Raw genomic sequence first — 12,906 nt, 5'->3', positions numbered from 1 at the left:
TCGTCTGGAGTAGCGGACATGACCAGCAGCACCAGCAGCACCCCCACCGCGGCACCCCCGGACGCCGGGACCCGTGAGGTCGAGCTGCGCATCGGCGGGATGACCTGCGCGTCGTGCGCGGCCCGCGTGGAGAAGAAGCTCAACCGGATGGACGGCGTCACCGCCACGGTGAACTTCGCGACGGAGAAAGCCAAGGTCAGCTACCCCCCAGGGGTAGAGGTCTCCGATCTGATCGACACCGTGGTGCGGACCGGCTACACCGCCGAGGAGCCCCCGCCGCCCGAGCCCGAGCCCCAGCCCGGGCAGACGCCGGCCGGAGCCTCTGCGGCACCGTCCGCGGCGGAGGCGGAGCAGGCCGCGGCGCGGCAGCGCCTGGTCGTCTCCGCGCTGCTGGCCGCCCCGGTGGTGCTGCTGTCCATGGTCCCGGCCCTGCAGTTCGACAACTGGCAGTGGCTCGCCCTGACCCTGGCCGCGCCGGTCGTGGTCTGGGGCGGCCTGCCCTTCCACCGGGCGGCGTTCACCAACGCCCGGCACGGCGCGGCCACCATGGACACGCTGGTGTCGATCGGCACGCTGGCCGCGTTCGGCTGGTCGCTGTGGGCGCTGTTCCTCGGCGACGCGGGCCGGCCCGGCATGCACGACGAGTTCCGGATCACCGTCTCCCGGATGGACGCGGCCTCCACGATCTATCTGGAGGTCGCCGCCGGCGTGGTGGCGTTCATCCTGCTGGGCCGCTATCTGGAGGCCCGCTCCAAGCGGCGCGCGGGTGCCGCGCTGCGGGCGCTGCTGGAGCTGGGCGCCAAGGACGTCGCCGTGCTGCGCGGGGGCCGGGAGGTGCGGATCCCGGTGTCGGCGCTGGCCGTCGGGGACCGGTTCGTCGTCCGCCCCGGCGAGAAGATCGCCACCGACGGCACGGTCGTCGAGGGCGCGTCGGCCGTCGACGCCTCCATGCTGACCGGCGAGTCGGTGCCGGTGGACGTGGGCGTGGGCGACGCGGTCACCGGCGCCACGGTCAACGCGGGCGGCCGGCTGGTGGTCGAGGCCACCCGGGTCGGCGCCGACACCCAGCTGGCGCGGATGGCGAAGCTGGTCGAGGACGCACAGAACGGCAAGGCGCAGGTGCAGCGGCTCGCCGACCGGATCTCCGCCATCTTCGTGCCGGTGGTGCTGCTCATCGCCCTGGGCACCCTGGTGACCTGGCTGTTCGTCAGCGGTGATGTGACCGCCTCGTTCACCGCGGCCGTCGCAGTGCTGATCATCGCCTGCCCGTGCGCACTGGGGCTGGCCACGCCGACCGCGCTGATGGCCGGCACCGGCCGGGGTGCCCAGCTCGGCATCCTCATCAAGGGTCCCGAGGTGCTGGAGTCCACCCGGCGCGTGGACACGATCGTCCTGGACAAGACCGGAACGGTCACCACCGGCCGCATGACCCTGCAGGAGGTCCACGCCGCCGAGGGCACCGAGGAGAAGGAGCTGCTGCGGCTGGCCGGCGCCCTGGAGCACGCCTCCGAGCACCCCGTGGCCCGCGCGATCGCCGCCGGCGCCGAGCAGACGGTCGGCCCGCTGCCCGCGGTGGAGCACTTCGAGAACGTCCCCGGACGGGGCGTGCGCGGGCGCGTGGAGGGGCGCGAGGTGGCCGTGGGGCGCCTGTTCGACGAGCTGCCCGAGGACGTGGCACGCGCCCGCCGGGAGGCCGAGGCGGCCGGGCGGACGGCCGTCGTGGTCGGCTGGGACGGGGCCGCGCGGGGCGTTGTCGCCGTGGCGGACGCGGTGAAGGACACCAGTGCCGAAGCCGTACGGCAGCTGCGGGAGCTGGGCCTGCGGCCGGTCCTGCTGACCGGGGACAACCGGGCGGTGGCCGAGTCGGTGGCGCGCACCGTCGGCATCGACCCCGCCGACGTCGTCGCCGAGGTGCTGCCCGAGGACAAGGTGGAGGCCGTCCGGCGGCTGCGGGCCGAGGGCCGGACGGTGGCCATGGTCGGTGACGGCGTCAACGACGCCGCGGCGCTCGCCACCGCCGACCTGGGCCTGGCGATGGGCACGGGCACGGACGCCGCGATCGAGGCCGGCGATCTGACGCTGGTGCGCGGGGATCTGCGGGTGGCCGCGGACGCCATCCGGCTCTCCCGGCGGACCCTGGGCACGATCAAGGGCAACCTGGTGTGGGCCTTCGGCTACAACGTGGCCGCGCTGCCGCTGGCCGCCGCCGGACTGCTCAACCCGATGATCGCGGGCGCCGCGATGGCGTTCTCCTCGGTGTTCGTGGTCAGCAACAGCCTGCGGCTGCGCCGGTTCAGCTGAGCGCACGCGGCCGGGGCCGGCCGGGGCGGGTCCGCCATGGAACGACGCGCCCTTAGGGAACCGAGGGCGCGCGTTCTCAAGAATCGATCCTGACCTCACATGACCTCTTCACAAACCCCGCGCATCTTTCCTACGCTTGGGCCTCGATCACCTATGGTGCGTTTGTTGCGCATGACAGGCATGCGCAAGAGACGCAGATCACAGTGGAATGAACGTAACCATCGAAGGGGTTCGAAGGTCTAAGTTGGCGATGTCAGGAAGCGTCTTGGGGGGCGCGTACTGACAGTCGGGGATGTCTTGGGGGACTTTCCCGAAGCTGCGGTGCCGGGGCACGTACGCAGGGAAGCTTTGAGCGGCCCTCCCGGGCGTGCGCTGTCCCGGCAGATCGCACCGCACGTGCACGGCATGCAGTACAGCGATTCAGGCGCTGGTCCACACAGACGCCCGGCCCGGATCCCGTGGGGGGAATCCGCACCGGGACATGGGAAGGCGCCCTGGCCGTCGGCCCGTGGGGGGACCGGCGCGCCCGGGGCGCCTTCCGCTCTGCCCGGCTGCTGTCCGCGCGCGGCTCGACGACGGACGGCACCGGCCGCGAAACGCCGGGGCCCCGCGTCCGCCGGTACGGCGGACGCGGGGCCCCATGACGATGCCGGAACTCAGCGCTCCTCGACCGGGACGAAGTCGCGCTCGACCACGCCGGTGTAGATCTGGCGGGGACGGCCGATCCGGGAACCCGGCTCCTTGATCATCTCGGTCCACTGGGCGATCCAGCCCGGCAGACGGCCCAGGGCGAACAGGACCGTGAACATCTCGGTCGGGAAGCCCATGGCCCGGTAGATCAGACCGGTGTAGAAGTCGACGTTCGGGTACAGCTTGCGCTCGACGAAGTAGTCGTCGGACAGCGCGTGCTCCTCCAGCTTGAGGGCGATGTCGAGGAGCTCGTCCTCCTTGCCCAGCGCCGAGAGCACGTCGTGCGCGGCAGCCTTGATGATCTTGGCGCGCGGGTCGAAGTTCTTGTAGACCCGGTGGCCGAAGCCCATCAGGCGGACGCCGTCCTCCTTGTTCTTCACCTTGCGGATGAAGGAGTCGACGTCGCCGCCGGAGTCGCGGATGCCCTCCAGCATCTCCAGCACCGACTGGTTGGCGCCGCCGTGCAGCGGACCCCACAGCGCGTTGATGCCGGCGGAGATGGACGCGAACATGTTGGCCTGCGAGGAGCCGACCAGGCGGACCGTGGAGGTCGAGCAGTTCTGCTCGTGGTCGGCGTGCAGGATCAGCAGCTTGTCCAGCGCGGACACGACCACCGGGTCCAGCTCGTACTCCTGGGCCGGGACCGAGAAGGTCATGCGCAGGAAGTTCTCGACGTAGCCGAGGTCGTTGCGCGGGTAGACGAACGGGTGACCGACCGACTTCTTGTAGGCGTAGGCCGCGATCGTCGGGAGCTTGGCGAGCAGGCGGATGGTCGAGAGGTCGCGCTGCTGCTCGTCGAACGGGTTGTGGCTGTCCTGGTAGAAGGTGGACAGCGCCGAGACGACCGACGACAGCATGGCCATCGGGTGGGCGTCGCGCGGGAAGCCCTTGTAGAAGTTCTTGACGTCCTCGTGCAGCAGGGTGTGCCGCGTGATCTCGTCCTTGAAGGCGGACAGCTGGTCGACGGTCGGCAGCTCACCGTTGATCAGCAGGTAGGCCACCTCCAGGAAGGTGGAGCGCTCGGCCAGCTGCTCGATCGGGTAGCCGCGGTACCGGAGGATGCCCTGCTCGCCGTCGAGGTAGGTGATGGCGGATTTGTACGCGGCCGTGTTGCCGTAACCGCTGTCCAGGGTCACCAGACCGGTCTGGGCGCGGAGCTTCCCGATGTCGAAGCCCTTGTCGCCGACGGTGCTGTCGACCACCGGGTAGGTGTACTCGCTGCCGTCGTACCGCAGTACTACAGAGTTGTCGCTCACGTCTTCCCTCACCGACGTAGTGCCTCATCTTCGAGGTGCCCTGACTGTCTCTACCATCCCCCATTTGGCTCAGGAGAGTGCACTCGGGGTCGACCATTGGGAAATCGACGGCACTGAGTGCCGCCAACCTGCTCATCCTGCCCCTTTCCCCCGGCCACGGGAAGGGCTCTGTGACCTTCGCGACTCGAATGATCGATCATTGTGACGCGCAGCCGGGCCCAGGCGGGCGATCCTGGAGGATTTACGCCATCTGAGGGCTCTTACGGGGCACTTTTCACGCTTAGCCCGCTTCGGTCAGCGATCTTCAGGCGCCTCGCCCCATCTTCAGCCGCCCGCGAGCCGGAAGTCCAGCGCGGTGCACCGCCGTCCCGCCGACACCGTGCGCACCGCCTGGCCGATCGCCTTGCGCGAGCCGACCAGCACGACCAGCTTCCTGGCCCGGGTCACCGCCGTGTAGAGCAGATTGCGTTGGAGCATCATCCAGGCGCCGGTGGTCACCGGGACGACCACGGCCGGGTATTCGCTGCCCTGCGAGCGGTGGATGGTGACCGCGTAGGCGTGCGCCAGCTCGTCCAGCTCGTCGAACTCGTACGGCACCTCCTCGTCCTCGTCCGTCAGCACGGTCAGCCGCTGCTCGACCGGATCGAGCGAGGTGACCACCCCGACGGTGCCGTTGAAGACGCCGTTCTTCCCTTTCTCGTAATTGTTGCGGATCTGGGTGACCTTGTCGCCGACGCGGAACACCCGGCCGCCGAACCGCTTCTCCGGCAGGTCCGGGCGGCCCGGTGTGATCGCCTGCTGCAGCAGCCCGTTGAGGACGCCCGCGCCGGCCGGTCCCCGGTGCATCGGCGCCAGCACCTGCACGTCCCGCCGCGGATCGAGCCCGAACCGCGCCGGGATCCGGCGTGCCGCCACGTCCACGGTGAGCCGGCCCGCCGCCTCGGTGTCGTCCTCGACGAAGAGGAAGAAGTCCTTCATGCCCTCGGTGACGGGGTGCCGGCCGGCGTTGATCCGGTGCGCGTTGGTCACCACACCGGACTGCTGGGCCTGCCGGAACACCCGCGTGAGCCGGACCGCGGGGATCGGGCTCCCCTCGGCCAGCAGGTCCCTGAGCACCTCCCCGGCGCCCACGCTCGGCAACTGGTCCACGTCCCCCACGAACAGCAGATGGGCGCCCGGCGGCACCGCCTTGACCAGCTTGTTGGCCAGCAGCAGGTCCAGCATGGACGCCTCGTCCACGACCACCAGGTCGGCGTCCAGCGGCCGTTCCCGGTCAAAGGCGGCGTCCCCGCCGGGCTTGAGCTCCAGCAGCCGGTGCACGGTGGAGGCCTCCGCGCCGGTCAGCTCGGACAATCGCTTGGCGGCCCGCCCCGTCGGCGCGGCCAGCACGACCTTCGCCTTCTTCGCCCGCGCCAGCTCCACGATCGAACGGACCGTGAAGGACTTGCCGCAGCCGGGCCCGCCGGTCAGCACGGCCACCTTCTCCGTCAGCGCCAGCTTCACGGCCGCCTCCTGCTCGGGCGCGAGGTCGGCTCCCGTGCGGTGCCTGAGCCAGCCGAGCGCCTTGTTCCAGGCGACGGAACGGAACGACGGCATCCGGTCCTCCTCCGTGCGCAGCAGCCGCAGGAGCTGGGAGGAGAGGGAGAGCTCGGCCCGGTGGAAGGGCACGAGATAGATGGCGGTGACAGGCTCGGACGCCTCCCCCTCCGGCCCGGGCACCTTCTCCCGTACGACACCGGGGTCCCCGCCGTCCTCCGGCGCCTCGGCCAGCTCGGCCAGGCAGTCGATGACCAGCCCGGTGTCCACCTGGAGCAGCTTGACGGCGTCCGCGATCAGCCGTTCCTCCGGCAGGTAGCAGTGGCCCTGGTCGGCGGACTGCGACAGCGCGTACTGCAGCCCGGCCTTGACCCGCTCCGGGCTGTCGTGCGGAATCCCGACGGATCGGGCGATCTTGTCGGCGGTGAGGAACCCGATGCCCCAGACGTCCGCGGCCAGCCGGTACGGCTGGTTTTTCACCACGGAGATCGAGGCGTCCCCGTACTTCTTGTAGATCCGCACCGCGATGGAGGTGGACACGTCCACGGTCTGCAGGAACAGCATCACCTCCTTGATCGCCTTCTGCTCCTCCCAGGCCTCGGCGATCCTCTTGGTCCGCTTGGGGCCCAGCCCCGGCACCTCGATGAGCCGCTGCGGCTCCTCCTCGATGATCCTGAGCGTGTCCAGCCCGAAGTGCTGAGTGATCCGGTCGGCGAAGACCGGCCCGATCCCCTTGACCAGCCCCGACCCGAGATACCGGCGGATGCCCTGCACGGTGGCCGGCAGCACCGTGGTGTAGTTCTCGACCTGGAACTGCTTGCCGTACTGCGGATGCGACCCCCAGCGGCCCTCCATCCGCAACGACTCCCCCACCTGTGCCCCGAGCAGCGCCCCGACGACGGTGAGCAGGTCACCGGCGCCCCTGCCGGTGTCGACCCGGGCGACGGTGTAGCCGTTCTCCTCGTTGGCGTACGTGATCCGCTCCAGCACGCCTTCGAGCACGGCAAGACGCCGCTCGCCGGTCCCGGCGCCGGGCGCGGTGCGGGAGGCGCGGGCCGGGGCGGAGGATGCGGATCGTCCTGCCCGATGTGCATCCGTGGTCATGAGGCGACGGTACCTGTGGGCGGTGACATCGGTGGGGGCGGTGGGGAAGCCGGGGGGGTCACGGGGGTGTCCGGAGGGACCTGGGTGGCGGACTCCGGGCGCCCGGTCCCGCGTCGGCTGCCGCTGCACCTCCGTCGACGCCCCGTCATGCCGGCGCCTGCTGATCACAGCCGACCGGTCAGGTCGGGGCCACGCCCGTCGATCTGCGGGCAGCCGTCATGAGCGCCGATCGAAGTCCCGGCGGTGCGTAGGTCCCCCAGGTCCCAGAACCAGGAGACGCACTCACTCGGTGCGCGCATGAGCATGGACATCAGGTGTTTCCTAGCAGCTGGTTCGCCGGCCGGCAGGAGCTGAACGACGGCTCCTGCTTCAGCAGCTCTCCGGCGATGAGGAACGACGAGGCTACCGCCGACGTCTGTTCACACGAAGTAGTCCTCCGCATCCGGCAGCATCTCGCCCTCGATAAACCGACGGAAGGCGTCGAAGTCGCTGTCCCCCGCGTAGTACCCGCCGGTGTGATGGAGCAGGAAGAAGCGTCCTGTCTCATCCACCAGAATGAGACTGAACTCCGCGGACTCGCAGCCGACGGAGAAGAGTTCGACACCTAGAGCTTCTGCGAGCTCCTTGATGTCAGCCGCATCGTCCCTGTATCCGAACGTCGGCTTCATGATCCAGGCGCCATCCGGGAGCAGGGAACCTCGTCGGCGCCCATCCCTTACGCGTACCAGATGACATTGTCTTCCCAGCCGTTCTTTTCAACGATTGATTTGATGTCGTCAATCGCTGCCTGGTTCGCGTTTCTGACGTCCAGGACAACAGTTCTTCCCTTGTCTACGCTGCAGTAGAAAAAACCGGCCTCGCTCGTCTACCAATATGACACCGAAATCGGAATACTCATAGCCCACAGGAAACAGCTCGGCGCCCAAACCTTCGGCCAGTTCCTTGATATCCAGGGCATGGTTCCTGTAGCCGACAGTCGGCTCCATGCCCCAGGCACCCTCTGACTGCGCGGACCTTTTCAGCCGTAATCCACCATAGCTACGGATCACCCGTACCGCAGGATCTGTCGCAGCCAAGACGACACCCTGCTCTCGCGCATTTCGGAGCCTGATGTCGATGAGGTGTTCCGCCTCCGCGTCGATGCCTCGTCCTTCGTACCAGCCGTCTTGGCGAGCCAGTCGCTGTTGCGTAGGCCCGGCCGTCACGTTCCGCTCCGCTCACAGTTCCTTGAGCGCGCGCTCACCCGGATTCGCGGCTTTGAGGTGGCACGCGGCAGCCTCGGACCAGCTCCGATCGACACGCCCCGCGGCGTTGATCATCAACGCCAGTTGGAGGCCGAGGTCATAGCGCGGAGGCTCCTCAGTCAGTCGAACCACACCGCGGGCCACGGTCGCCTTGATGACGTCCAAGCAGGCAGTCACCAAGTCCTGGCGGAGCAGGGAGCTGATATGCCTGTCGAACGGGACACGGTCCGCAACGTTCAGCAACGACTCAGCGGCCTTCAACCGTTGAGTGGCCGTGCCACGTTCCTCCACCATGTCGGAGCTGTCTCCCACGGCGTCGGCCAGAACACCGAAGGTGTCGTCCTGGCCGTACAGCCTGTCGTACGTAGCACCTCGCCACGGCACCGACTCGGGAGAGCCGGCGGCCCAGACAACCATCTCGTACCCGACCGGATCCCCCCAGCGCGTGAGCGCGACGCAGGCCAGGAATCGTCCTGCAGGATCCTCGCTCGGATCGCGCAGCACTTCTCGCAACGCCTCGGTCCGTGAGCGGTAGCCTCCGTCCAGCCCGTCATTGATGACATCATCGGGGTCGGCGGCCAGGCCGTCGAAGTCCACGAAGAGCAGTGCGGCGACGCGTTCTGCGGGTTGCCACCCGCCGGTCGACGTCAACGCATCCCGGCGGAGCGCACGTCCGCCGTCTTCAGGGCCTCGACGAAGGTGACGAAAGCTCCGGTGGGGAAGGTGAGGGCGGCTCTGGACGGGGCCTTCGAGTCGCGTATGGCTATGTGAGGGTGCACGCGTGCGATCTCGACGCGGTCGTTTCCCTCGCCGCCACCGAAATAGGACGACTTCTTCCACTGCGCGTGGATGGCCATGGTGCTGCTCCTCACAGGTCTTCGGACAACTGGTAGATGAGATCTCGTGACCGTTCCGGGGACAGCGACTCTGCTCTCACCCTGTTGAAAAGCTTCCGGAAGTGCTCCAGCTGTGCTTCCGAGTCCACGAAGGCCGTGCCATGCGGCGCGTCCCGGACCACGGTGTCCAGACGGGAGACGGCTCCCCCGAGATACACCATCGTGCAACCGGCGCCCGCGAAGTCGTCCAGCGCGAAGGGAACGGCACGCACGGTCACGTGCTCCGCCTCCGACATCTCCAAGATCCGCCGCAGTTGAGCGCGCATGGCACTCCGCCCGGCGACGCTGATGCGAAGTGCCGCCTCGTGCATCACGGTCTCGTACGGCATCGGATCAGGGTCCTCGATGACGACCGTCCGCCTCATCCTGTGCGCCACCCTCAACTCCACCTCGGACGGGGGAAACTCCGGGTTCATGTAGGAGAAGAGAGCGCGAGCGTATTCCTCCGTCTGGAAAGGCCCAGCACGTGGATCACGGCCACGTCGTGTCGAAACGTCGCATGGTGATCGAGCTCGGCCAGGTCCTGGTAAGCAGAAGGCAGGACGCCTCGGTGCGGTGCAGTCCCAGGCGGCCGAGTCACTCTCCGGAGGGTCTTCTCAGTTCTGTCCGCTCCTTGATGTCCGGGTGCCGCCGAGCTTGGCGATCGCCTTTTCGATGAAGGCAGCGGCCTCCCGCTCCGAGATCTCTACGTGGTCGACCTCGTTGTGCCCCAGCTCGTAGCGGCGCAGGTACTCCGTCGGCTCCCAGCGGAGGTTGCGGGTGAAGGCCTCGTCGTAGGTGGTCTTCTCCCGGCCGACGAGGCGCCGGCGCACGATCCCGCGGGGGTTGCTGCGGGGGTGACCCTCGCTGATCTTGGCGTAGTACGTGATACGTCCCGTGGCGTCCTGGTCGAGGGCGTCCAGGGTGCTGGGGGCGAGGGTGAGGAACGGCTCGGTGTCGCGGTTGGACGCGAAGGTGCCGTACGGGATCATCACCCCGTACAGGTCGATGAACTCCTCGATCGAATAGCCGCCTCCGCGCTCGAACATGAGCAGCAGCGGCTCGTAGGGGTCGGGCAGGTCCGCGGCGGCAGCCTTGTCCTCGTCGGAGAGGGCCGCCCAGCGCACCGCGCCGCGGCACACCCGCGCCGTCGACGGTGTCGGCACCTTGGTGGCCACGAAATCCTCCAGGTCCGCCTCCACCTCCGGATCGAGCAGGAAAGAGAGCGCGATGCGTTCCGTGACGTCGAAGAAGGGCCAGTCTTCCTCGGCGCCGTACGCCTGCGCCCACAGGGCGGCCCGCCGCAGGTACTCCCGCATCAGCAACGCCCGCGACCGGGTGTGCGCGTTGGCCACGTCCCAATCGCCGTACCAGTCGACCGCGCACAGACGGTCGAGAACCGCACGCGACAGTTCGGCAGTCATTACAGATCCATCCCCTTCTGACGCAGCTGCTGCTGGATAGCCTTTACCAGGTCGTCGATGTTGGACAAATCGTCCGCCAGCTCGACCTTCGGCGGCTCCATCTCCAGCGAGCGCCAGTGCCGGAAGCTGCCGTTCTTGTCACTCGGCGCCAGGTCATGGGCGCCGGCGTCCCGGACGTCCCGCGGGAACTGCGGCCGGTAGTACCTGCCGTCGGACGGGTCCAGCTCCCACAGGTGCTCGTGTGCCCGGATGTAGGGCAGGCCGGACTTCATCAGGCGGCTCTCGACGTACTCGTGCGCCATGAGGTGCTTGAACTGCTGCACGCCCTCCTCGCTCAGCTTGCCCTCACGTGCGGCGTACCACAGCTCGCCGATGTCCCGGCGGGGCGTGAACAGGCCCCTCTTGAACGTGTCGGGGCCGATGGCCACTTCGTGCTGCGCGCGGAAGAGGTGGCTCTTGACCTGGCGGAGCACCGCCTCGTCCACGCCGGTGTGACGGGAGATCGCAGGCAGCTCGACCTTGTTGTCGGTCGCCCGGATGTTCTCGTACATCTCGGCTGCGACCACGGAATCCGGGTCGTTGATCGGATCCGGCTTCTCGACCCAGCCGGCGCCGCTCCAGCCACCGTGCGGCCCATCGGTGTACGGCGAGTCGCCGGGCGCGCCGTCCTGGTCCCCGGTGTGCTCCGTGTCGTCGCCGTGGCCAGCGGTTCCGGAGCCTTCGGCCTCGTGCGCCGGGTCGTGGGTGCCGTGGTCGCCGGGGGCGGTGTGGTCCGCGGGTGCTTCATGGCCGGTGTGGGGCGGGGACGCGGCATCGCCACCGTGGGAGCCGGCGTGGCCCGCCGTGGTGTCGGCGTTCCTGCCGGCCCAGGTCGCCATGTCGTCCACGCCGTGCGTACCGAGGCGGATATTCCCCGCGCCGTGCGGCACCGGAACCCGGCCGAACAGTTCGGCCTGTTCGGCCTTGATCGACGCGAGTTCCTCCGGGGTGACGCCGGGCAGGCGCTCCTTCTCGTACAGGACGTGGCCGTCCATCTTGGCGGCGAAGCTGTCCGCCGTGTGGAACTGCAGCTCGAAGACCTGACCGCTGACCGGATCGCGCCAGGTGGAGTTGATCCCCTTGTAGCCGGCGGAGTCCCAGGTGTTCTTGAACGTGACGTTCTCGAACCCCTTGGCCTGCAGGTCGTCGATCGTCTGCCGGACGCCGTGGGTGTAGTTGTCGGCGGGAACTTCGAGGGTGTAGCGGATGGAGTCCTTGATGTCGCCCAGGACGGCACCATGGTCCATGCCGATGTCCTCGAGCATGTCCGTGGCGAGTTTCCGCTTGAGCGAGTCCTCGCCCTTGAGCCGGTACTCGAGTCCGATCAGCTTCCCATCGTCGACGCGGCCGGCGATGTCCTGCATCGATGCGGTGATGTGCGGCTCGGCCTCCCGCGAGCGACGCATGAACTCGTCCGCGGCGGCGTTCGCCTCCGGGTCCAGACGCAGCCCGTTCTCTCCCGCCCAGGAGCCGTCGGGCAGGTTGCCGCGGGGCTCGTCCGGCAGCGCGGCACCGGTGTCGCCGAGGTCGCCACCGTGCGGAGGCAGGGCGTCCGCTCCAACCCCGGAGTCGCCCCCCGGCGCGTGCTCGTGTCCGCCGGAGTCACCCAGGGGGTGGTCGCCGCCGCTGGAGGCGTGGTCGCCGTGACTGACGGCCGGCTCCTGCTGGTGGGTGTGCGAGGTGGTGGAGTCACCGGTGTGACCACCGGAGCGGGTACCGCCGTGATCACCGGCGTGCGCGGGGTGAGGTCCGGGAGCGGCATCGTCGGCCCGCCCGCCGGGCACGTGATCGCCTGCGTGGTCACCGGGGACATGGTCGCCTGGCACTCCCTCGCCGGCGCCGTGGACGGCGGGGGCGTCGGCGCCCGCGTGCACCGTGGTCGCGTTTCCGCCCTCGGGGATGGTGTGGGCGGCGCTCGCCTCGTCGGTCGAACGGCTGATGTCGCCCAGATCGTGGCCAGTGCTGCCGAGGCGGACGTGTTCGCCGGCCTGTTCGACGGTATGGGTGCCCGCGGTGGCCATCGCCGGTTCCTTGACCGGTGACGAGGTGTGCGGTGCGTCCGAGCCTGTCGTCGGCCGGTCCGCGAAGTCCGTGGGCGCCTGGTCTGCGTGCTGGACGACGTTGCCCTGGTGGTCGAGCAGGTTGCCGTGCGGGTCCATGTACCGGGCCGGGGAGGCGTCGACGCTGGGCAGCTTGGTGGTGCCTTCGGGCAGCACGGGGACGTCGTGCGGCAGCTCGATCCTGCCGTCGGGCAGCTTCGTCGCGCCCTGCGGGATCGGGGAGCCCTCGGGCAGATGCACCGTGCCGTCCGGCAGCTTCAGCGATCCCTCCGGCAGGGTGATGGCGTTCTCCGGCAGCTGGGGGATGTCGATGGTGCCGACGCCCTTGAGGCCCTTGGCGATGTCGCCGATCTTCGACAACCCCGCACCCGCGCCCT

10 protein-coding genes and 1 pseudogene are annotated in these 12,906 nt (G+C 69.1%); 1 reads left to right on the top strand and 10 read right to left on the bottom strand.

The window, feature by feature from the left end; all coding sequences use genetic code 11:
* The first annotated feature begins 18 nt into the window (after window positions 1-18).
* Window positions 19-2,301 carry a heavy metal translocating P-type ATPase gene (locus IE286_RS20795; RefSeq protein ID WP_189798282.1) on the top strand — a complete coding sequence of 761 codons (2,283 nt, stop codon included), beginning with the start codon at window positions 19-21 and terminating at the stop codon, window positions 2,299-2,301.
* 656 nt (window positions 2,302-2,957) lie between these two features.
* Here IE286_RS20795 and IE286_RS20790 read toward each other — a convergent pair.
* The 10 genes and pseudogenes from IE286_RS20790 to IE286_RS20745 form a co-directional block, all read right to left on the bottom strand.
* A complete protein-coding gene (locus IE286_RS20790) occupies window positions 2,958-4,247 on the bottom strand; it encodes a citrate synthase (protein WP_189798281.1) in 1,290 nt (429 codons plus the stop codon).
* 324 nt (window positions 4,248-4,571) lie between these two features.
* The gene (gene recD2 / locus IE286_RS20785; RefSeq protein ID WP_229863240.1) at window positions 4,572-6,887 is read right to left on the bottom strand and encodes an SF1B family DNA helicase RecD2; all 2,316 of its coding nucleotides are present in this window, start codon (window positions 6,885-6,887) and stop codon (window positions 4,572-4,574) included.
* A 164-nt stretch (window positions 6,888-7,051) separates the two neighbouring features.
* Window positions 7,052-7,198, bottom strand: a complete 147-nt coding sequence (locus IE286_RS20780) for a hypothetical protein (RefSeq protein WP_189798338.1) — start codon at window positions 7,196-7,198, stop codon at window positions 7,052-7,054.
* Window positions 7,199-7,306: 108 nt separating this feature from the next.
* Window positions 7,307-7,579, bottom strand: coding sequence for an SUKH-3 domain-containing protein (locus IE286_RS20775; protein WP_373312720.1), 273 nt, complete (start codon window positions 7,577-7,579; stop codon window positions 7,307-7,309).
* 84 nt (window positions 7,580-7,663) lie between these two features.
* Window positions 7,664-8,092, bottom strand: coding sequence for an SUKH-3 domain-containing protein (locus tag IE286_RS28035; RefSeq protein ID WP_189798279.1), 429 nt, complete (start codon window positions 8,090-8,092; stop codon window positions 7,664-7,666).
* Between the two features lie 12 nt (window positions 8,093-8,104).
* Window positions 8,105-8,728, bottom strand: a complete 624-nt coding sequence (locus IE286_RS20765) for a hypothetical protein (RefSeq protein ID WP_189798278.1) — start codon at window positions 8,726-8,728, stop codon at window positions 8,105-8,107.
* A gap of 50 nt (window positions 8,729-8,778) precedes the next feature.
* Entirely contained in the window at window positions 8,779-8,988 is a 210-nt protein-coding gene (locus tag IE286_RS20760; RefSeq protein ID WP_189798277.1) for a DUF397 domain-containing protein, read from the bottom strand.
* An 11-nt stretch (window positions 8,989-8,999) separates the two neighbouring features.
* Window positions 9,000-9,443, bottom strand: a complete 444-nt coding sequence (locus IE286_RS27305; protein ID WP_308115080.1) for a DUF5753 domain-containing protein — start codon at window positions 9,441-9,443, stop codon at window positions 9,000-9,002.
* A 180-nt stretch (window positions 9,444-9,623) separates the two neighbouring features.
* On the bottom strand, window positions 9,624-10,430 hold the full coding sequence (locus IE286_RS20750; protein WP_189798275.1) for a hypothetical protein: 807 nt from the start codon (window positions 10,428-10,430) through the stop codon (window positions 9,624-9,626).
* Window positions 10,430-12,906: pseudogene (locus tag IE286_RS20745) on the bottom strand (hypothetical protein); the annotation flags it as partial. The pseudogene IE286_RS20745 and the gene IE286_RS20750, both read right to left, overlap by 1 nt.

The sequence above is a fragment of the Streptomyces thermodiastaticus genome (assembly GCF_014656135.1).
Lineage (GTDB): Bacteria > Actinomycetota > Actinomycetes > Streptomycetales > Streptomycetaceae > Streptomyces > Streptomyces thermodiastaticus.
This window is presented reverse-complemented; position numbering and strand designations above follow the sequence as displayed.

Coding starts and splice junctions, on each gene's coding strand:
- IE286_RS20760 (WP_189798277.1), bottom strand. CDS start 8,988: ATGGCCATCCACGCGCAGTGGAAGAAGTCGTCCTATTTCGGTGGCGGC.
- IE286_RS20795 (WP_189798282.1), top strand. CDS start 19: ATGACCAGCAGCACCAGCAGCACCCCCACCGCGGCACCCCCGGACGCC.
- IE286_RS20750 (WP_189798275.1), bottom strand. CDS start 10,430: ATGACTGCCGAACTGTCGCGTGCGGTTCTCGACCGTCTGTGCGCGGTC.
- IE286_RS27305 (WP_308115080.1), bottom strand. CDS start 9,443: ATGAACCCGGAGTTTCCCCCGTCCGAGGTGGAGTTGAGGGTGGCGCAC.
- IE286_RS20780 (WP_189798338.1), bottom strand. CDS start 7,198: ATGTCCATGCTCATGCGCGCACCGAGTGAGTGCGTCTCCTGGTTCTGG.
- recD2 (WP_229863240.1), bottom strand. CDS start 6,887: ATGACCACGGATGCACATCGGGCAGGACGATCCGCATCCTCCGCCCCG.